We start from the raw sequence: 20485 nt of genomic DNA on the forward strand, positions 1-20485 counted from the left end.
GATCGAGGGGGGCCCGTGATTCCCGTCTGCCGCCTTGAAGACCTTCCTGCGGGCGAATCCGTCCGCATCGACACCACACCGCCCATCGCGGTGTTCAACGCCGACGGCGAGCTGTACGCCATCGACGACACGTGCAGCCACCAGGACGCCTCCCTCTCCGAGGGGTGGCTCGAAGGCCCTCTGGTCGAATGCCCGCTTCACGCCGCCTCGTTCGATCTCCGCACGGGACAGCCGACCTGCCTGCCCGCCCGGCGTCCCGTCCGCACCCACGAGGTCGTCGTCGAGGACGGCATCATCCATGTCCGGCCGGCCGCGCAGGAGGACACCGCCGCATGAGAACCGTCACCGTCGTCGGCGCCTCCCTGGCGGGCCTGTACGCCGCCCGCGAGCTGCGCGCGCAGGGTTTCGACGGGCGGCTGGTGATCGTGGGCGAGGAGCGCCATCGTCCCTACGACCGTCCGCCGCTGTCCAAGGAGTTCCTCTGCGGCCGGTCCGGCGAAAGCCGACTCGCCCTCACAGACGCGGAGGAGGAGACGGAGCTCAACGCGGAGTGGCTGCTCGGCACGCGCGCCCGCGGGCTCGACGCGAGAGGCCGAACCCTCCTCCTGGACAACGGCCGGACCGTCGTCACGGACGGTCTCGTGATCGCCACCGGCGCCTCGGCCCGCCGACTGCCCGGTGAAGCCGGCCTCTGCGGAGTCCATACGCTGCGCACGCTCGACGACGCACGCGCCCTGCGGGACGAGCTCAGCGGCGGCACACGACGGGTCGTCGTGATCGGCGGCGGATTCATCGGCGCCGAGACCGCCTCCTCCTGCGCCTCCCTCGGGCACGAGGTGACCGTCGTGGAGGCCGCCCCGCTCCCACTCGTCCCGCACCTCGGCCCCGAGATGGCCGCCGTGTGCGGCCCTGCACCGGCGCGGCGGAACGGAACTGATCACCGGTACGGGCGTGGCCCGCCTGCGGGGCCGGACCTCCGTCACCGCCGTGGAGCTGGCCGACGGCCGGCTGCTCCCCGCCGACGTGGTCGTCGTCGGCATCGGAGCCGTACCCAACACGGGCTGGCTCGCCGGCTCCACCCTCCGGATCGGCGACGGCGTACTCTGCGACGACGGCTGTGTCACCGCGCTGCCGCAGGTCGTGGCGGTGGGTGACGTCGCCCGCGTGGGAGGTCTGCGCGCCGAGCACTGGACCAGCGCGACCGAGCAACCCGCCGTCGCCGTACGCAACCTGCTGGCCGGAAGGACCGTGGACAGCACTCGCCCGCTGCCCTACTTCTGGTCGGACCAGTACGGCGCACGCATCCAGTTCGCGGGGCGACGGCGCGAGGGGGACACCGTCCGTGTCCTCGAAGGCTCCACGGACGAGGGCAGTTTCCTCTCGCTGTACGAGCGTGACGGCCGTACGACGGGGGTCCTCGCCGTCGACCGGCCGCGCCCCTTCCTGCGCGTACGCCGCGAGCTCGCCGCATGACCACGGGCCGTGACGACGGCGGAGGCACGTGCACCGTCGTCCAGGCCCGCAGCGCTGATCGCCGCCGACGCCACGGCACCGTCCGTCAGTCCACCGCCGCCGGCTGGGGAACATCCTCTGGCGGTGTACCCCCGGGGGGTATATGGTTGGTGTTGTGGCCCCGGGAGGGGGCGCACACACTGGACGGGGAATGGGGATGAACGTCATGGACCACAGCGCACACGCCCATCACGCCGGCGACGCGAACGAGCACGCCGCGCACCACGGTCACGAGGGCCACGCCGGTCCTCACATGGGCGTGGTGACCTGGGGTGCTGCGGCGAAGGCGACGCTGCACTGCCTGACCGGATGTGCGATCGGCGAGATCCTCGGCATGGTCATCGGTACGGCCCTGATGTGGGGCAACGTCGAGACCATGGTCCTCGCGATCACCCTGGCGTTCATCTTCGGCTACTCGTTCACCCTGTTCGCCCTCCGCAAGGCCGGCCTGGACGTCAAGACCGCGATCAAGGTGGCCCTGGCCGCGGACACCGTCTCGATCGCGGTGATGGAGCTCGTCGACAACCTCATCATCGCCCTCACCCCCGGAGCGATGGACGCCCACCTGTCCGACGGACTGTTCTGGTCGGCCCTGCTGGGCGGCTTCGTCGTCGCCTTCCTGGTCACGACTCCGGTCAACAAGTGGATGATCGGCCGCGGCAAGGGCCACGCCGTCGTCCACGCCTACCACTGACCCAGAGCCCGCCGAGCGCGCCCGGACGCACCCGTGAAGGTGCTTCCGGGCGCGCGGGCGTGCGGGGCGGCGTGAGCTGGGGGTGTACCGGGGGCTCGTCGTGGGCCTGCGGCACGCTGTGGGCCCGGTCAGCTGCCGACGTAGGCCGCGAGGTGCTCGCCGGTGAGGGTGGAGCGGGCGGCGACGAGGTCGGCGGGTGTGCCCTCGTAGACGATCCGGCCGCCGTCGTGGCCGGCGCCGGGGCCGAGGTCGATGATCCAGTCGGCGTGCGCCATGACCGCCAAGTGGTGCTCGACGACGATGACCGACTTCCCGGAGTCGACGAGCCGGTCGAGCAGACCGAGCAGCTGCTCGACGTCGGCGAGGTGGAGGCCGGTGGTCGGCTCGTCGAGTACGTAGACGAGCCTGTCGCCGCCCTTCTCGGCCATGTGGGTGGCCAGCTTGAGCCGCTGCCGCTCGCCGCCGGAGAGGGTGGTGAGCGGCTGGCCGAGGCTGAGGTAGCCGAGCCCGACGTCGGCGAGACGGCCGAGGATGCGGTGAGCGCTCGGCGTGTGCGCCTCGCCGGCGCCGAAGAACTCCTCGGCCTCGGTCACCGACATCGCGAGCACCTCGCTGATGTCGCGGCCGCCGAGGTGGTGGTCCAGCACCGATGCCTGGTACCGCTTCCCCTCGCACTCCTCGCAGGTGGTGGCGACGCCGGCCATCATCGCCAGGTCGGTGTAGATGACACCGGCGCCGTTGCAGTCGGGGCAGGCGCCCTCGGAGTTGGCGCTGAACAGCGCCGGCTTCACGCCGTTGGCCTTCGCGAACGCCTTGCGGATCGGGTCGAGCAGTCCGGTGTACGTCGCCGGGTTGCTCCGTCGCGAGCCGCGGATCGCGCCCTGGCCGATCGACACCACACCCGCGCCGGCGGCCCCCGACCGCCGTGGCAGTGACCCGTGCACGAGCGAGCTCTTGCCGGAGCCGGCGACGCCGGTGACGACGACCAGCACCCCGAGCGGGACGTCGACGTCGACGTCGCGCAGGTTGTGCGCCGTCGCGCCGCGGATCTCCAGCGTGCCGGTGGGCGTCCGTACCGTCTCTTTGAGGGCGGCCCGGTCGTCGAAATGGCGGCCGGTGACGGTTCCGCCCGCCCGCAGCCCCTCGACGGTGCCCTCGAAGCAGACGGTGCCGCCCGCCGTACCGGCGCCGGGGCCGAGGTCGACGATGTGGTCGGCGATCGCGATGGTCTGCGGCTTGTGCTCCACGACGAGCACCGTGTTGCCCTTGTCCCGCAGCCGCAGCAGCAGGTCGTTCATCCGCTGGATGTCATGGGGGTGAAGGCCCGTGGTGGGCTCGTCGAAGACGTAGGTGACGTCGGTGAGCGAGGAGCCGAGGTGGCGGATCATCTTGACGCGCTGCGCCTCGCCGCCCGACAGCGTGCCCGACGGCCGGTCGAGCGAGAGGTAGCCGAGGCCGATCTCCACGAACGAGTCGAGGGTCTGCCGCAGCGCGGTGAGCAGCGGCGCGACCATGAGGTATCCCCCGCTCGAAGAGCTCGGGGAGGATTCCTCGAGACCATGGACCCATGCGGCGAGGTCGCTGATCTGCATCGCGCAGGCGTCGGCGATGTTGATCCCCTCGATCTTCGACGACCGGGCCGCCTCGCTGAGCCGGGTGCCACCGCACTCGGGGCAGGAGGTGAAGGTGACCGCCCGGTCCACGAACGCCCGGATGTGCGGCTGCATCGCCTCCCGGTCCTTGGAGAGGAACGACTTCTGGATCTTGGGGATCAGCCCCTCGTAGGTGAGGTTGACGCCCTCGACCTTCACCTTGGTGGGCTCCCGGTAGAGGAAGTCCTGCATCTCCTTCTTGGTGTACTCGCGGATCGGCTTGTCCGGGTCGAGGAAGCCCGACTCGGCGTAGGTCCGCACGGTCCACCAGCTGTCCGACTTCCAGCCGGGGATGGTGAAGGCGCCCTCGGCGATCGACTTGGAGTCGTCGTAGAGCTGGGTGAGGTCGATGTCGGAGACCGTGCCCCGGCCTTCGCAGCGCGTACACATGCCGCCGGTGCGGGTGAAGGTCGCCTTCTGCGTCTTGGTCTTGCCGGCGCCGCGGTCCACCGTGATCGCACCGCTCGCCCGGACCGAGGCGACGTTGAAGGAGAACGCGTTGGGCGAGCCGATGTGCGGCTGTCCGAGCCGGCTGAAGAGGATGCGCAGCATCGCGTTGGCGTCGGTGGCGGTGCCGACCGTGGAGCGGGGGTCGGCACCCATCCGCTGCTGGTCGACGATGATCGCCGTCGTCAGCCCTTCGAGTACGTCGACCTCGGGCCGCGCGAGCGTCGGCATGAAGCCCTGCACGAAGGCGCTGTAGGTCTCGTTGATCAGCCGCTGCGACTCCGCGGCGATCGTGTTGAACACCAGAGACGTCTTGCCCGAGCCGGAGACGCCGGTGAACACCGTCAGCCGGCGCTTGGGGATCTCGACGCTGACGTCCTTGAGGTTGTTCACGCGCGCGCCGTGCACACGGATCAGTTCGTGGCTGTCGGCACCGTGCGGCGCAGGCGACTGCGTGTCCGTCCTCCTGGCCGTGCTCATCGTGTCTCCCTCTGTTGAGCGGGGCCGCGTTCGCGGCTCCCGTGGGTGTCGCCCGGCTCGATCTTTCCAGCTTCGAGCAGTACTTCGAGCGGTACGTCGTATCCGACGTCGTCGCGGACCTCGAAGCCGAGGGTGTCGCGGTAGAAGGCCGGGGAGGCGTCCGGATCGTCGGGCGGGAGGAAGCTCGCGTGAAGGGTGATTCCCATGGCAGTCACGCTATGTGCGGTTCGGGGGGCGGCGCTTCTCGATTCCTGATCGGTTCCGTCCTGGCTGGTCTCGGCCGGAGCGTGCCGCTCCACCCGCCGTGCCCGCATCGTGCCGGGCACGGCGGTATTCAGCCGCTCGGCGGAGCTGCTCAGTCCGTGCCGAACTCCATCGCGGCGCGGTCCAGCATCTCGTCGTCACCGGAGACTTCACCGCGGGAGGCGATGGCCTCGGCGCCGCCCTGCTGCATGGCGCCGATCAGGCCGGTGGCGGCCGCCTGGGCGGCACCGATGGCGGGATGGCTGGTGCCGATCAGGCCGAGACGGGCGTACTGCTCCAGCTTGGCGCGCGAGTCGGCGATGTCGAGGTTGCGCATGGTGAGCTGGCCGATCCGGTCCACCGGGCCGAACGCCGAGTCCTCGGTGCGCTCCATGGACAGCTTGTCCGGGTGGTAGCTGAACGCCGGGCCCGTGGTGTTGAGGATCGAGTAGTCCTCGCCGCGCCGCAGCCGCAGCGTGACCTCGCCGGTGACCGCCGCGCCGACCCAGCGCTGAAGCGACTCGCGGATCATCAGCGCCTGCGGGTCGAGCCAGCGGCCCTCGTACATCAGCCGGCCCAGGCGCCGGCCCTCGTTGTGGTACTGGGCGAGGGTGTCCTCGTTGTGGATCGCGTTGACGAGGCGTTCGTACACCGCGTGCAGCAGGGCCATGCCGGGCGCTTCGTAGATGCCGCGGCTCTTGGCCTCGATGATCCGGTTCTCGATCTGGTCGGACATGCCCATGCCGTGGCGGCCGCCGATGGCGTTCGCCTCCATCACCAGGTCGACGGGGGAGGCGAACTCCTTGCCGTTGATCGTCACCGGGCGGCCCTGGTCGAAGCCGATCGTCACGTCCTCGGTGGCGATCTCGACCGAGGGGTCCCAGAACCGCACGCCCATGATCGGCTCCACGGTCTCGACGCCGGTGTCGAGGTGCTCCAGGGTCTTGGCCTCGTGGGTGGCGCCCCAGATGTTGGCGTCGGTGGAGTACGCCTTCTCCGTGCTGTCGCGGTAGGGCAGGTCGTGGGCGAGGAGCCACTCCGACATTTCCTTGCGGCCGCCGAGCTCGGTCACGAAGTCCGCGTCCAGCCAGGGCTTGTAGATCCGCAGGTGCGGGTTGGCGAGCAGGCCGTAGCGGTAGAACCGCTCGATGTCGTTGCCCTTGAAGGTCGAGCCGTCGCCCCAGATCTGTACGTCGTCCTCGAGCATCGCCCGGACCAGGAGGGTGCCCGTGACGGCGCGGCCGAGCGGCGTGGTGTTGAAGTAGGCACGCCCGCCCGAGCGGATGTGGAACGCGCCGCAGGTGAGCGCGGCCAGGCCCTCCTCGACCAGCGCCGCGCGGCAGTCGACCAGGCGCGCGATCTCGGCACCGTAGGTCTTCGCACGGCCGGGCACCGAGGCGATGTCGGGCTCGTCGTACTGGCCGATGTCGGCGGTGTAGGTGCACGGGACGGCACCCTTGTCGCGCATCCACGCGACCGCGACCGAGGTGTCGAGTCCGCCCGAGAAGGCGATGCCGACGCGCTCGTCGGCGGGAAGGGAGGTGAGGACCTTAGACATAGAAAGATTATGCATACCCGCGCATGGTCATGCAAAGGGGGCTCCGGTCCTGTGTCGCCGAAACAACCGGACGGCCGCTCCGTGCGCTGGTGCGCGGCGGAGGGCGGTCGGGAAGAGGTGACCCGAACGGGCGTCGTCCGCTGTCGCGGGCGCCCCTCTTCCTCGACCGCCCGTTCTCCGCCGACCGCAACCGCCTCGGTGTCCGCATAATGGGGGGATAGAGCGGCGGGTGGAAGGGGACGACTCGTGCCATCGGTTCGGCCGGGGGGCGAGAAGGCTCACGGCCCGTTCTGGTCCGAGCCGGGAACGCTGCTCGAGCATGTGCCTGTGGCCGTCTTCGGCATGGATGACGACGACCTCGTCTGTTTTTGGGGGCCGGGCGCGCGCGATCTCTTCGGGTACGGCTCCTCGGCCGTCCTGTCGCAGCCCGGCGCCGTTCTCTTCGCCGACGCGGCCCGGGGCGCCTCCGCCTCGTGCGCCCGGCTGGTGGAGGCAGGCCGGACGGAGGGGTACTGGCGGGGCCGGCTGACGGCGCGGCATCGTGACGGCACGGCCTTCGCCTGCGGCTTCCGGGTCTTCGCCTTGAGCGGCGCCGGAGGGCGTTCGGTGGTGATGGGTCTGGCGAGCCGGAGCGACGAGCTCGACCGGGTCAAGACCAACCTGGCCTTCCTCGACGCCCTCTTCGAGACCTGCCCCATAGGCCTGGTCATGCTCGACCCCGATCTCCGGTACGTCCACCTCAACCAGGCGCTCGCCGACATGGACGGCCTCTCCATCGAGGACCACCTCGGGCGGCACCTGGACGAAGTCGTGATGATGGCCGACGACGGCGAGTACCAGCGCACGCTCCGCGCCGTCGCCGCGGGCGGAGCGCCGGTCGTGGGAGCGCTGGTGGGTATGCGCCCACGGGGTCGTCCCGACCGTGATCAAGTGCGGTCGGTGAGCTTCTTCCCTCTGAGCCGGGCGGTCGGCTCGCGCCCTGGGGTGGGCGGACTGATGGTGGATGTGACGGACCGGGAACAGGCCATCCTCGAAGCCACGGCCAGCCGTCAACGGCTGGCTCTGCTGGATCGTGCCGCCGCTCGGATCGGCACCACCTTGGACGTGAACCTCACGGCGCGGGAACTGGTCGAAGCGGTGATGCCGGACTTCTGTGACGGCGCCGTGGTCGAAGTCGTGGAGTGGATGGACGAGACGGAGCAGTTCGATCCGGCCCAGCCGCTGCTCACCCGCCGGATCGCCGCCGGGACGATCCTGCCGCCTCCGGCCACGGAACTCGTGAGCGGGGTGGAGACCGTACGTTATCCACCCGGCTCCGTCATCCACGACATGCTGCGCACGGGCCGTCCCATCTCCGCCGTGGTCAACGAGGAGTTCGTGGCCCGGTCCGTCCTCATCGAAGCACGCGCGAGGCTCCTCGCCGACAGCGGGCTGGCCTGCGTCCTCGTCGCCCCGCTCATCGCCAGGGGCACCGTCCAGGGAATCGCCATGTTCGGCCGGTCTGCGGACCGGCCGGCCTTCACCCAGGACGACCTCAGCCTGGCCGGCGAGCTCTCCTCACGCGCTGCGATCTGTCTGGACAACGCCCGCCTGTACAGCCGCGTTCAGGACATCGCGCTGACACTGCAGCGGGCGCTGCTGCCCAGCGCACTGGCGACCAGCCCGTACGTGGAGGTGGCCCACCGGTACCTTCCCGGCAGCCGTATCACCGAAGTCGGCGGCGACTGGTACGACGTGATCAACCTGCCTGCCGGCCGGATCGCTCTCGTGGTGGGCGATGTGATGGGACACGGCGTGCCGGCCGCCGCCGCCATGGGCCGGCTCCGTATCACCACCAAGGCTCTGGCCAGGCACGACCGCGAGCCGGGCGACCTGCTCACCGAGCTCGACGGCTGCGCCCAGGAGGCCGGCATCGAGCTGGCGACGTGCCTCTACATCGTCTACGACCCGACGAGTGGACGCGCCCGCATCGCCAGCGCCGGCCACCCGCCGCCCCTGGTACTGCGGCCGGACGGCGCGGTCGAGACCATCGAGGACGTACTCGGAGTCCCGCTCGGCGTCGGGGGCGGCGCCTTCCGGACGACCGAGATCGAACTCCCCGACAAGGCGATCCTCGCCCTGTACACGGACGGCCTCATCGAGACCCGCGGCGGGGACATCGAGGCCGGCCTGGAAGCGCTGCGCGCAGAACTGGGCGCGGTGCCCGGGCCGTTGGAATCGATGGCGGACCGCATTCTCACCAGCCTGCTGCCGAGCGGACCGGCCGACGACACCGTGCTCGTCCTGGCCCGCGTCCAACGCGCCGCGTCGTCCAGCTGAGACGCTGGTTCACCGGCCGCACGGGCGGGTCCTCGGCGCTCTGCCGTGCGAGCAGCGCGAGCAGCCGGACCTCCACGCGCCGACTCCGGCGGCGCCTGGGGCTGTGGGATGCTGGTCGCGTGATGTTGGAGGACCTCGTCCGGCTGCGCCGGGCCCGTGACCGGATGGACCGCGACTACGCGCAGCCGCTCGACGTTCCGGCGCTGGCGCGCGTCGCCCTCATGTCGACGGGCCATTTCTCCCGCAGCTTTCGCGCTGCCTTCGGGGAGACGCCGTACAGCTACCTGATGACCCGCCGGATCGAGCGGGCCAAGGCGCTGCTGCGGCGGGGTGACCTGACGGTGACGGAGGTCTGCTTCGCGGTCGGCTGTACCTCGCTGGGGTCGTTCAGCTCGCGGTTCACCGAGCTGGTCGGCGAGAGCCCGAGCGCATACCGGGCTCGCCGCCATGACGAGGGCGCCGCCATCCCGGCCTGCGTCGCCAAGATCTACACGCGACCGGTCAGGAATGGAGAAGCCAAACCAGGCAACCCGCCAGTAGCGTGAAACGCATGGAAATCAAGCTTTCGCAGTGCTTCATCGCCGTCGACGACCACGACAAGGCGCTCGCCTTCTACCGGGACGTTCTCGGCCTGGAGGTGCGCAACGACGTCGGGTTCGAGGGGATGCGCTGGGTGACCGTCGGCTCGCCGTCGCAGCCCGATGTGGACATCGTCCTCGAACCGCCCCTCGCGGACCCGAACGCCTCGCCCGCCGACAAGGAGGCCATGGCGGAACTGCTGGCGAAGGGCCTGCTGCGCGGTGTCATCTTCCAGACCGACGACTGCGACGCCACCTTCGAGCGCATCCGCGCCGCGGGCGGCGAGGTGCTGCAGGAGCCGGTCGACCAGCCCTACGGCGTCCGCGACTGCGCCTTCCGCGATCCCTCCGGCAACATGCTGCGCTTCAACCAGCCTCGCAAGCGGTGAGTCCTGTGCCCGCGCTGAGTGCGGGCCCGGGCTCGGTGTCGCCCCACCGACCGTGAAGGCCCCCGCACCCGCCCCCGCACCTGCCCCCGCACCCGCCGTCGGCAGCCGCGCCCGGACGCGTGGCCTGCCGGGGTGGTGACGCTCGATGGGATAGAACAGGTGCCCCAGGCGATGCGGACTTCCGGGGTGATGTGGTGGAGCGGACGGGAGTTCCGGGCGGGGCGGGAGATCACCGGGAGGGGCCGGGGCGCCGACTGGTTCTGGGACTCGCCGCGGCCACGATCGCGTCATGGCCCGGCGCTACGGCGGCGGCCCGTGCCGCCGAGGGCCCCGAGGACGCCGTAGGCCGCGCGCCGAGGGGGTGCGGCCTCGATGTGAGGGCCGAGAACGCGCTGCCCGGTTCCCCTGACTGGCGGATCACCCGGCCCGGCCCGGCGCGGGCCGTCGAGGGTTTCGCCGACCGGGTCAGCGTCTGCTCCGGCGAGTCGTTCGCATTGCGGGTGTCGACGACGTCCGCGTCCTACACCGTCTCCGCTTACCGGATGGGCTGGTACGGCGGAGCCCGCGCCCGTCTGGTCTGGAAGTCGGCCGCCCTGCCGGGCATCCTCCAGCCGCAGGCCCGCCTCGATCCCGAGACGCGGATGGCGCACGCCGAATGGCGGCAGACGGCGCTCGTGCCCACTTCCGGCTGGCCGGAAGGCAGTTACCTGCTGCGCTTGGACACCCAGGACGGGCGGGCGCAGCGGTTCGTACCCGTCACCGTCAGGTCCGCCTCGTTCGCCGGCCGTACGGTCGTGGTCAGCTCGGTGGCCACCTGGCAGGCCTACAACCGGTGGGGCGGCGCGGACCTCTACAAGGGCGTGACGGGCAAGAAGGGGTCGCGCTCCCTTCGGGTCTCCTTCGACCGTCCCTACTCGGGCGGGCAGGGCGCCGGCCAGTTCCTCGTCTACGAAGCACCCGTGATCGCTCTGGCCGAACGCATGGGCCTCCCCCTGGCCTACGCCACAGGGGTGGACGTGGCCCGCGATCCGCGGTTCCTGCGGGGCGCGGCCGCCATGGTCTCCCTGGGCCACGACGAGTACTGGAGCCCCGAGCAGCGCCGCCACGTGACCCAGGCGCGCGACGGGGGCACGAACCTGGCCGTGCTCGGCGCCAACTGCTGCTACCGGAGGATCCGCTTCGAAGCCTCCCCGGCGGGACCGGACCGCATCGTGGTCTGTTACAAGGACGACTACGCCGAAGATCCGGGCTTCCAGCAGGGGTCTCCACCGACGAACGATTTCCGGCGCAAGCCCGCACCCGAACCCGAGAGCTCGCTGCTCGGCGTGATCTACGACGGCTACCCCGTCGACGCCCCCTACGTGGTGTCCCATCCGGACCACTGGCTCCTGACGGGTACCGGCGCGCGGGCGGGTGATACCTTCCCCCACCTGGTGGGGGTCGAGTTCGACCGCGTGAACCCTGCCCATCCGACGCCGCGGCCGGTCGAGATCCTCGCTCACTCCCCGGTGGTGTGCAAAGGGCGACCCTCGTACGCGGACACGGCGTACGTGTCGCTGCCGGGCGGGGCCGCGGTCTTCGCGACGGGCACCATGCGGTGGGTCGAGGCCCTCGATGCGAACGGGCCCGCCGGCGGCAAGGGCAACCACGGCCTGGACGCCCGGGCCGGTCACTTCACCCGCACCGTCACCGCCAACGTCCTGCGGGCGTTCGCGCGAGGGCCGGCCGGGCGGGCCAGGCCCGCCCAGGACAATCTGGCCGCCCACTACGGGGACACGGCCACGACTCCCGGCGCGTAGCACCACCCCCTCGCACCCGAGGCAGTAACGTCCGATCTGCAACTTTTGGCACGATCTCGGGGATGTGCTGTGCGTCGACTCACCGTTGCTCTCGCGCTGCTGGCAACCCTCGCCGGGGGCTCCTACGCGGGGTCGCAGGCCATCTCCGCCGAACGCCAGGCGCCAAGCGGCAGCCGGGGCACGAACATCCTCATCGTCGGCATCGACAGCCGTGCCGGCCTCTCCGCCGCCGAGAAACGGCGTCTCCACGCGGGCGGCAAGGGATGCAACTGCACCGATGTGATGATGCTCGTCCACCTCTCCGAGAACATGCGGCGCGCGAGCATCGTCTCCATCCCCCGCGACTCCTACGTCCAGTACGCCGACCTGGCGGCCCTGCCCGCGGCCCCACCCGCGGCCCCCGGGCCGGCCCGCTTCGGAAAGATCAACGGGGCGTTCGCGATCGGCGCCGGCCCGCTGACCGTCCGTACCGTCGAGAAGGTCACCGGCCTGCACATCGACCACTACCTGGAGACCGGTTTCACCGGATTCGAGCAGGCGGTCAACAATCTCGGCGGCGCGACCGTGTGCACGGACAAGCCGCTCAAAGACGATGGCTCCGGCCTCGACATCCCCGCGGGCGTTCACCACACCGACGGAAACGGAGCGCTGCGCTACGTCAGGGCCCGGCACATCAACCGGCCCGGAGATCTCGGCCGGGTCCGCCGCCAGCAGCGCATGGTGAACGACCTGCTGGCCCGTCTGACCGCCCAGGGCGCCCTGGCCGGCCCGGTGAGCACGGCGCGCACGGCCCGCGCCCTGCTGAAATCCGTACGCACTGACGAGCGCACGGGACTCGACGACCTGGTCCGCATCGGCTGGGCGCTCGGCCGGCTCCGGCCGGACCGCATCGAGTTCGCCACCGTGCCGATCCGGATCTTCGACCACCGTGTGCCCGGAGTGGGCTCCACCCTGGTGTGGGACGAGGCCCGCTCCGCCGCGTTGTGGAACGCCCTCGAAGCGGACCGCCCCATCACGGGCGACCCACGCATCCAGCCCGTTCCCCAAACGCCGGTCGGCACGAACCCGGCCGGGATCGCGGTCCGGGTGGACGCCCCGACCGTCGCCGCGGCATTGCGCCGCAGCGGATTCGCCGTCACCGACACCTCGCAGGCCGCCCCGCCCGTACGCCCAGAAGGCGCCCCGGTCATCAGCTACGGCCCGGGTCGGGAGGCGGACGCGGCCACCCTGGCGGCCGCCCTGCCCGGCGCCCGCCTTCACGTCGTCCCGGGCCATGACCGGTCCTTCGACGTCGCCGTCGGTACCCAACCCGTCCTGGTCAAGACCGTCACCTACGACCGCAACACAGCCGAAGGCGCCCCCGTAACGGCCGATACCCTCCGCTGCCCCGGCAGTCCGGCATCACGGGACTCCGCCGGCGCCACAGGCAGCCGTCAGCCCTGACGCCCAGCGCTCCGCGCTCGGTGGCGTCGGCGGCAGTCACAACCGGGCCCTGCGCGCCATGGGCGTGGCTGACCCCGTCCGGGCGGGAGCGCGTGTTCTGCTTGGGCGACGGACCGTGATGTTCAGCCGACCGGAGGTGGCGATGGGATTTCTCGACCGGGCCAAGGAGCAGGCCCAGGGCGCTCTGAACCAGGGCAAAGCCAAAGTGGACGAGGTGCAGCAACAGCGTGCGGGCAACGACTTGCTGAAGAAGCTCGGAGCGGCGTACTACGCGGAACGCCGTGGAAGCGGCACGCCGCAGGCGACCCAGGACGCTCTGGCTGCCCTGGAAGCCCACATCACTGCCCATGGGGACGGTTTCCTCCGCGGGTGATACCTCCCCGGTGAGGGGAGGGCCCCTACGGAGTCCCGCGGTCACTGGGCTCGCCGCTTCGTCTCTGAGTCCGGAGGCGAGGGCGAACGGTGAGCCCAGTCGGCCGCCTCCGCAGGGGCGCAGTGTTACGGACCCCTACCGCCCGGTCACACACCGTGTTTACGGGAGCCGATATGGGAAACGCTGAGTAGCCACAGGGAGTAAGGAACCCAGGCGAAAGGCGGGACACATGTCCGTGAGTATCGGCATCATCCTCGTCATGGTGGCAGCGGTCATCACTGCGATCGCGCTCGCCCCGGCCGTGGCACCGGCCGAATCCGACCAGGCCGCAGCCCGGTCCTCTGATGAAGACGCACGCAAGGCCGGCCCCGGTCAGCGCCGCTCACACCGGCTGCGGAGCATCCCACCGCAGCGCACCGTGGACCACAGGCGAAGCCTCGGCTGACATGCGCGGACTCGTCTGCTCAACGTCTCCAGCGCGCGGCTGCCCCCTGGGCGGTCGCGCGCTGCCGCTCGACCTCGGTGCGCTCCAAGCGATCTCCGGCCCCGGCCGGCCCGGCTGCCTCCGGTACGGACGGGACGGGACCCCCGCCGGGGCCCAGCGGCGGCCGGTGGTCAGCGGGCGTACGAGCCGATGCCGACCAGGCAGTACACGTACTCGTTGATGACGGCGCCGTTGAGGGTGTAGCGGTAGGAGAACGCGTACTCCGTCTTGGGATTGTCGTCGCAGCGGCTCATGTCGGACGTCAGCGGGATGCTCTCGATCACCCGGTAGTGCGCGTCGGACGCCGAGCAGGGGACTTCCTCCACGTCGTCGACACGCTGCGCGGTGGTCGAGTCCGGCAGGGTGCCGTTGAGGCAGGTGCCTTTGTCGAAGGGGCTCGGGGCCGTGCTGGTCGGGGAGGCGGGCGCGGGCTCGGTCGAGGTGTCGGGGGTGGGTTCGCGTGTGGGGTTGGCCGGGGCGTAGGAGGGGCTGTAGGACGGGTACGTCGGCGAGGAACTGGCCGAGGGGGTGGGCGTCGAGGCGGTGGAGGCTTTGTTGTCGGTGTCGTCTCCGGAGCCGATCAGGGCGAGGCCGACGAGCACGGCCGCGACGACCCCGACCGCCACCATGCATCCGACGGCGCCCGGTTTGGCCGCCGCTCCCGACTGTGGCGGGACGGCGGTCCCGGGCACCCGGATCCGTACCAGCACCTCCTGATCGCCGACGCGGGTCCGGACGAGGTCGCCGTCCCGGGAGGAGGACGGAATGCGCACGCGAGCGGGCCCAGTCGCCAGGGGAACGGTCAGGATCACGCCGTAGGTGGCCTGTTCGGGGGTGAGCGTTATGTCGATTTCCTGCGACGACATCAACTGCTCCTCAAGGTAAGGGGGCGCGAGCCACCGGCGGACTTCTCCGGATTCTCCCAATCCACGTCGGCTGACGCAGCCATTCCGCCGAGGCCGCCAGCCGCGACCCCGACCGCTTCCCCGAGCATCAGCTCTCGGACAGTGCCTTCAGGGCCGTGTTGAGCGCGAGGACGTTGACGCGGGGCTCGCCCATGAAGCCGAGCGTGCGGCCCTCGGTGTGGTCCTCGACCAGCTTCTCGACCTGCTTGACGTCGAGCTCGTTCTGCTCGGCCACCCGGTGGACCTGGAGCTCGGCGTAGGCGGGGGAGATGTGCGGGTCGAGTCCGGAACCGGACGAGGTGACGGCGTCGGCCGGAACGTCCTCGGCCCTGACCGTGTAGGAGGCTGTGGAGTTGTCGGCGATGACGGCGTCCTTGGCGGCGACGACCTGGGCGCAGAGCGTGCCTTCCTCCGCGCTCTTCGGGCAGCTGCCGTTCACCGCGCCGTTGTCGGCGGACCGGTTCGTGGCGCCGGAGACGAGGATCGAGTACTGGGTGTTGACGCTGTTGGCACCGAGGCCATGGGAGGGGCGCGGCTGGAACCACTTCAGGTCCGGCCTGGCCGCCTCCTGCGGGTCGTCGGGGTTCCGCTTCGGCAGGTGGTACGTCTGGCCGATCAGCGAAGAGCCGACGACCTTGCCGCTCCCGTCCTTGATCTGAGAGCCGTTGGCCTTGTCACTGAAGAGGGCCTGGGCGGTCCCGGTGACGGCGAGCGGGTAGAGCACGCCGCAGATCACCGTGAGAACCAGCAGGGCGCGCAGGCCCGCACCGATCAGACGCGCGCTGTTGCCACTTGAGTTGTTCATGGTCTCAGCCGATTCCGGGGATGAGGGAGATGATCAGGTCGATGAGTTTGATGCCGACGAACGGGGCGATGAGGCCGCCGAGCCCGTAGAGGCCGAGGTTGCGGCGGAGCATCGTGTCGGCGGTGGTGGGCCGGTAGCGGACGCCCCTGAGGGCGAGTGGGACCAGGGCGATGATGACCAGCGCGTTGAAGATGACCGCGGAGAGGATCGCCGACTCCGGGGAGGCCAGGCCCATGATGTTGAGCTTGTCCAGACCGGGATGGACCACGGCGAACATGGCCGGGATGATCGCGAAGTACTTCGCGACGTCGTTGGCGATGGAGAACGTGGTCAACGCGCCGCGAGTGATCAGCAGTTGCTTGCCGATCTCGACGATCTCGATGAGCTTGGTGGGGTCGGAGTCCAGGTCCACCATGTTCCCGGCCTCTTTGGCGGCCGAGGTGCCGGTGTTCATGGCGACGCCCACGTCCGCCTGGGCCAGCGCCGGTGCGTCGTTGGTGCCGTCTCCGGTCATCGCGACGAGCTTTCCGCCCGCCTGTTCCCGCTTGATGAGGGCCATCTTGTCCTCGGGGGTGGCCTCGGCGAGGAAGTCGTCGACCCCGGCCTCCTCGGCGATGGCCTTGGCGGTCAGTGGGTTGTCGCCCGTGATCATGATGGTCTTGATGCCCATCCGGCGCAGCTCGTCGAACCGCTCGCGCATGCCCTCCTTGACCACGTCCTTGAGGTGGACGACACCCAGGACGCGGGCCCCCTCCGCATCCTCCACGGCGACCAGGAGCGGCGTACCACCGGCCTCGGAGATCCTGGTGGCCAGGGTGCCGGCGTCGCCGGACACGCGGCCGCCCCGCTCCTCGACCCAGGCGATGACAGAGCCGGCCGCGCCCTTACGGGTCTTGCGGCCGTCCGCGTCCACACCGGACATGCGGGTCTGGGCGGTGAAGGCGATCCACTCGGCGTGGGCGAGCTCGCCCTGGTGGCGTTCGCGCAGACCGTACTTCTCCTTCGCGAGGACCACGATGGAACGGCCCTCGGGCGTCTCGTCCGCGAGGGACGACAGCTGTGCGGCGTCGGCCAGTTCCGTCTCGGTGGTCCCCTCGACCGGTACGAACTCGGCGGCCTGGCGGTTGCCGAGGGTGATGGTGCCGGTCTTGTCGAGGAGCAGGGTGGAGACGTCGCCGGCGGCCTCGACGGCCCGGCCGGACAGGGCGAGGACGTTGCGCTGGACGAGACGGTCCATGCCGGCGATGCCGATCGCGGAGAGCAGGGCGCCGATGGTGGTGGGGATCAGGCAGACCAGCAGGGCCGTCAGGACGGTCATCGACTGTTCGGCGCCCGCGTAGACGGCGAACGGCTGCAGGGTGACGACGGCCAGCAGGAAGACGATGGTGAGGGACGCGAGGAGGATGTCGAGCGCGATTTCGTTGGGCGTCTTCTGGCGGGCGGCGCCCTCGACCAGATTGATCATCCGGTCGATGAAGGTCTCACCCGGTTTCGTCGTGATCTTGATGACGATCCGGTCCGAGAGGACCTTCGTACCGCCGGTGACGGCCGAGCGGTCGCCGCCGGACTCGCGGATGACCGGGGCGGATTCGCCGGTGATGGCCGACTCGTCGACGGAGGCGACGCCCTCGACGACGTCGCCGTCGCCCGGAATGACGTCGCCGGCCTCGCAGACCACGAGATCGCCGATGCGCAGCTCCGTACCGGGCACCCGCTCCTCGCCCTTGCCGTCCCCGGCCAGCCTGCGGGCGACCGTAGCGGTCTTGGCCTTGCGCAGGGTGTCCGCCTGAGCCTTGCCGCGGCCCTCCGCGACCGCCTCGGCCAGGTTGGCGAAGATCGTCGTCAGCCACAGCCAGGCGCTGATCGCCCAGCCGAACCAGTCGCCCGCGTCCAGAGCCGCCAGTACGGTCGTGACGACCGAGCCGATCAGGACCACGAACATGACCGGGGACTTGACCATCACGCGGGGATCGAGCTTGCGGACGGCGTCCGGGAAGGACTTCAGCAGCTGTTTCGGGTCGAACAGCCCTCCACCGACGCGGCCGCCGTACGGCTTGTGGCCGGCGGGCACGTCCCGGTGCGGAGCACGGGTCGGAGTCACGGTGGACACGACGTCCTCTTGCTTCCTCGTGTCGGAGATGGTGTCGGAGGTCATGACGCCAGCCCTTCGGCCAGCGGACCCAGCGCGAGGGCCGGGAAGTAGGTCAGACCGGTGATGATGAGAATCGTGCCGACGAGCAGGCCGGCGTAGAGCGGCTTGTCGGTGCGAAGGGTGCCCGCGGTTTCGGGGACGGGCTTCTGCTCGGCCAGCGAGCCGGCCAGCGCCAGGACGAACACCATCGGCAGGAAGCGTCCCAGCAGCATCGCGATGCCGAGGGTCGAGTTGAACCACGGGGTGTCGGCGTTCAGACCCGCGAAGGCCGAGCCGTTGTTGTTCGCGCCGGAAGTGTAGGCGTAGAGGATCTCGGAGAAGCCGTGTGCGCCGCTGTTGGTCATGGAGTCGGCCGGGGTGTCCAGCGCCATCGCCGCCGCCGTGAAGCACAGGACGAGGGCGGGGGTGATGAGGATGTAGCAGGCGGCCGGCTTGATCTCGCGGGTGCTGATCTTCTTGCCCAGGTACTCGGGCGTGCGCCCGACCATGAGACCGGCCAGGAAAACGGCGATGACCGCCATGATCAGCATGCCGTACAGGCCGGATCCGACCCCGCCGGGCGCGATCTCGCCCAACTGCATGCCCAACAGGGTGATGCCGCCACCCAGCCCGGTGTACGAGGAATGGAAGGAGTCCACCGCGCCGGTGGAGGTGAGGGTCGTGCTGACCGCGAAGATCGAGGAGGCACCGATGCCGAACCGGGTCTCCTTGCCCTCCAGCGCACCGCCCGCGGCCTCGAAGGCCGGGCCGCGGCCCGCGAATTCGGTCCACCACATCAGGACGACGAAGACGACCCAGATGACGCCCATGGCTGCGAGGACCGTGTAACCCTGCTTGACCGACCCGACCATCTTGCCGAAGGTCCGGGTCAGCGAGAACGGGATGAGCAGGATCAGGAAGATCTCGAAGAGGTTGGTGAAGGGGGTCGGGTTCTCGAAGGGGTGGGCGGAGTTGGCGTTGAAGTACCCGCCGCCGTTGGTGCCCAGCTCCTTGATGACCTCCTGCGAGGCGACCGCCCCGCCGTTCCACTGCTGCGAGCCGCCCAGGAACTGGCCGACCTCGTGGATGCCGGCGAAGTTCTGGATGACTCCGCAGGCGACCAGGATGACCGCGCCGACGACGGAGACGGGGAGCAGGATACGGACGACGCCCCGCACCAGGTCGGCCCAGAAGTTGCCGAGTTCCCCGGTGCGGGAACGGGCGAAGCCCCGTACGAGCGCCACCGCGACGGCCATGCCGACGGCGGCGGAGACGAAGTTCTGCACTGCGAGACCACCGGTCTGCACGAGGTGGCCCATGGCCTGCTCGCCGGCGTACGACTGCCAGTTCGTGTTGGACACGAAGGAGGCGGCGGTGTTGAAGGCCTGGTCCGGGTCGATCGACGCGAAGCCGAGTGAGCCGGGCAGGCTGCCCTGCAGTCGTTGCAGCGCGTAGAGGAAGAGGACGCTCACGGCGGAGAAGGCGAGGACGCCGCGCACGTAGGCCGGCCAGCGCATCTCGGCGGTGGGGTCGGCGCCGATGACCTTGTAGATCCACTTCTCCGGCTCGTAGTGCTTTTCGGAGGAGTAGACCCGGGCCATGTGATCGCCCAGCGGACGGTACGCCAGCGCGAGCGCGGCGATCAGCGCGAGCAACTGGAGCACACCAGCGGTTTCAGGGCTCATACCGGGACTCAGAACCTCTCCGGGTACACGAGGGCGAGGATGAGGTAACCCAGAAGGGAGACGGCCACGACGAGGCCGACGATGTTCTCGGCGCTCACAGCTTGGTCACCCCCCGGGCGACGAGAGCCACCAGCGCGAATACCGCGACCGTGGTGACGACGAAGGCCAGATCGGCCATCGTGAGCTCCTGAATGAAGTGATGAGATGAGAATCGGCCGGGTGGCCGGGACGAGCTAATCGCGCCTCCGCCTGGGCGCTGAACGCTCTTGACGGGGTCCATACGGGCGCAGCGGAAGCCTTGACGCCCCCCATACGCCCCCATACGCGCGCCGGCACGCCTACCCTTCGGCCCTCGATGCCCGGGCGCCTGAGTACGCACAGTGCAGGGCGCGAACCCTTCGCAGCCGATCGGCCCGGGCGGCGTGCGCGGGCGGTGGGCCGGGTAGGCGGCGGCTGAGACGTTAGGCGGGGAGAACCGAGGAGGATGTCATGTCGGTCTACCACCATCACCCCACGCCCGTCGCGCAGGACAGGCGACACGCCCTCCGGCAGGGGGTGCACGACCAGCTCCTCGGCGTCGTGATGCTGGCCGCAACCGTCGCCCTCTGGGCGTATCCGATGGCCACCCACGACGGAGCCAAGGACGCTCAGGTCAATGAGGCGATGGTCGGGGTCGTGCTGATGTTCGTCGTCGGCACGCGGCTGTACCGCGGCGGCAGCTGGCGCTCCGACGTGGCGGTCGGCGTCGCGGGGCTGTGGATGATCGCGTCCCCCTTCATTTTCGGCCTGCAGGAGACGGCTGTGGACAACGGCAGCAGGATCCTCGACATCACCACGGGCAGCGTTCTCGTGATCGCCTCGGCGGTGGCACTGCTGGTGCTGCGCAGAGACCGCCGGGAGACCGCCGCCGAGGCCGAGCACCGCCTCCCCGCGACGGCTCGACGGCGGCGTTAGGCGGTCGTCCACTGCGCCGGGCGCACCGGGGGTG

At 70.3% G+C, this 20485-nt stretch carries 17 protein-coding genes and 2 pseudogenes; 11 read left to right on the forward strand and 8 right to left on the reverse strand.

Annotated elements, in window-relative coordinates; genetic code table 11:
- Positions 1-15 precede the first annotated feature (15 nt).
- The 3 genes and pseudogenes from ABZX75_RS24680 (at position 16) to ABZX75_RS24690 (ending at position 2206) form a co-directional block, all read left to right on the forward strand.
- Positions 16-336 carry a bifunctional 3-phenylpropionate/cinnamic acid dioxygenase ferredoxin subunit gene (locus ABZX75_RS24680; protein WP_355414041.1) on the forward strand — a complete coding sequence of 107 codons (321 nt, stop codon included), beginning with the start codon at positions 16-18 and terminating at the stop codon, positions 334-336.
- Positions 333-1473, forward strand: a pseudogene (locus ABZX75_RS24685) (FAD-dependent oxidoreductase). The gene ABZX75_RS24680 and the pseudogene ABZX75_RS24685 overlap by 4 nt, the downstream one beginning before the upstream one ends.
- A 205-nt stretch (positions 1474-1678) precedes the next feature.
- Positions 1679-2206 (forward strand): DUF4396 domain-containing protein, encoded by a 528-nt coding sequence (locus ABZX75_RS24690; RefSeq protein WP_355414043.1) that lies wholly within the window; start codon positions 1679-1681, stop codon positions 2204-2206.
- A gap of 128 nt (positions 2207-2334) precedes the next feature.
- Here ABZX75_RS24690 and ABZX75_RS24695 read toward each other — a convergent pair whose 3' ends face one another.
- The 3 genes and pseudogenes from ABZX75_RS24695 to argG all read right to left on the reverse strand — a co-directional run bounded on the left by ABZX75_RS24695 (position 2335) and on the right by argG (position 6586).
- Positions 2335-4785 (reverse strand): excinuclease ABC subunit UvrA, encoded by a 2451-nt coding sequence (locus ABZX75_RS24695; protein ID WP_355414045.1) that lies wholly within the window; start codon positions 4783-4785, stop codon positions 2335-2337.
- 101 nt (positions 4786-4886) lie between these two features.
- A pseudogene (locus tag ABZX75_RS24700) lies at positions 4887-4991 on the reverse strand (VOC family protein); the annotation flags it as partial.
- A 149-nt stretch (positions 4992-5140) separates the two neighbouring features.
- Positions 5141-6586: an argininosuccinate synthase gene (argG, locus tag ABZX75_RS24705; RefSeq protein WP_355414047.1), complete on the reverse strand. Its 1446-nt coding sequence runs from the start codon at positions 6584-6586 to the stop codon at positions 5141-5143.
- Positions 6587-6832: 246 nt separating this feature from the next.
- On the opposite strand from argG, the gene ABZX75_RS24710 reads away from it, so the two are divergent.
- The 7 genes from ABZX75_RS24710 to ABZX75_RS24740 all read left to right on the forward strand — a co-directional run bounded on the left by ABZX75_RS24710 (position 6833) and on the right by ABZX75_RS24740 (position 13932).
- Complete coding sequence (locus ABZX75_RS24710; protein WP_355414049.1) at positions 6833-8905, forward strand: SpoIIE family protein phosphatase; 2073 nt, start codon at positions 6833-6835, stop codon at positions 8903-8905.
- Positions 8906-9027: 122 nt separating this feature from the next.
- On the forward strand, positions 9028-9450 hold the full coding sequence (locus ABZX75_RS24715) for a helix-turn-helix transcriptional regulator (RefSeq protein ID WP_355414107.1): 423 nt from the start codon (positions 9028-9030) through the stop codon (positions 9448-9450).
- 5 nt (positions 9451-9455) lie between these two features.
- On the forward strand, positions 9456-9872 hold the full coding sequence (locus ABZX75_RS24720; RefSeq protein WP_355414051.1) for a VOC family protein: 417 nt from the start codon (positions 9456-9458) through the stop codon (positions 9870-9872).
- A 374-nt stretch (positions 9873-10246) separates the two neighbouring features.
- Entirely contained in the window at positions 10247-11671 is a 1425-nt protein-coding gene (locus ABZX75_RS24725; RefSeq protein WP_355414053.1) for a N,N-dimethylformamidase beta subunit family domain-containing protein, read from the forward strand.
- A gap of 69 nt (positions 11672-11740) precedes the next feature.
- Entirely contained in the window at positions 11741-13114 is a 1374-nt protein-coding gene (locus ABZX75_RS24730; protein WP_355414055.1) for an LCP family protein, read from the forward strand.
- A 142-nt stretch (positions 13115-13256) separates the two neighbouring features.
- A complete protein-coding gene (locus ABZX75_RS24735) occupies positions 13257-13487 on the forward strand; it encodes a hypothetical protein (RefSeq protein WP_355414057.1) in 231 nt (76 codons plus the stop codon).
- Positions 13488-13716: 229 nt separating this feature from the next.
- Complete coding sequence (locus tag ABZX75_RS24740; protein ID WP_355414059.1) at positions 13717-13932, forward strand: hypothetical protein; 216 nt, start codon at positions 13717-13719, stop codon at positions 13930-13932.
- A gap of 170 nt (positions 13933-14102) precedes the next feature.
- Here the strand turns inward: ABZX75_RS24740 and ABZX75_RS24745 are convergent, their stop codons facing one another.
- The 5 genes from ABZX75_RS24745 to kdpF form a co-directional block, all read right to left on the reverse strand.
- A complete protein-coding gene (locus ABZX75_RS24745) occupies positions 14103-14837 on the reverse strand; it encodes a hypothetical protein (protein WP_355414061.1) in 735 nt (244 codons plus the stop codon).
- Positions 14838-14964: 127 nt separating this feature from the next.
- A complete protein-coding gene (locus ABZX75_RS24750; RefSeq protein WP_355414063.1) occupies positions 14965-15681 on the reverse strand; it encodes a potassium-transporting ATPase subunit C in 717 nt (238 codons plus the stop codon).
- Positions 15682-15685: 4 nt separating this feature from the next.
- On the reverse strand, positions 15686-17836 hold the full coding sequence (kdpB, locus tag ABZX75_RS24755; protein WP_355414065.1) for a potassium-transporting ATPase subunit KdpB: 2151 nt from the start codon (positions 17834-17836) through the stop codon (positions 15686-15688).
- Positions 17833-19497 carry a potassium-transporting ATPase subunit KdpA gene (gene kdpA / locus ABZX75_RS24760; protein WP_355414067.1) on the reverse strand — a complete coding sequence of 555 codons (1665 nt, stop codon included), beginning with the start codon at positions 19495-19497 and terminating at the stop codon, positions 17833-17835. Before kdpA ends, kdpB begins: the two co-directional genes overlap by 4 nt.
- An 8-nt stretch (positions 19498-19505) precedes the next feature.
- Positions 19506-19595: a K(+)-transporting ATPase subunit F gene (kdpF, locus tag ABZX75_RS24765; protein ID WP_355414069.1), complete on the reverse strand. Its 90-nt coding sequence runs from the start codon at positions 19593-19595 to the stop codon at positions 19506-19508.
- Between the two features lie 391 nt (positions 19596-19986).
- Between kdpF and ABZX75_RS24770 the strand changes: the two genes are divergently transcribed.
- The gene (locus ABZX75_RS24770; RefSeq protein WP_355414070.1) at positions 19987-20451 is read left to right on the forward strand and encodes a hypothetical protein; all 465 of its coding nucleotides are present in this window, start codon (positions 19987-19989) and stop codon (positions 20449-20451) included.
- Positions 20452-20485 lie beyond the last annotated feature (34 nt).

The sequence above is a fragment of the Streptomyces sp. NPDC003038 genome (assembly GCF_040611115.1).
In the GTDB taxonomy this organism is placed as follows: domain Bacteria; phylum Actinomycetota; class Actinomycetes; order Streptomycetales; family Streptomycetaceae; genus Streptomyces.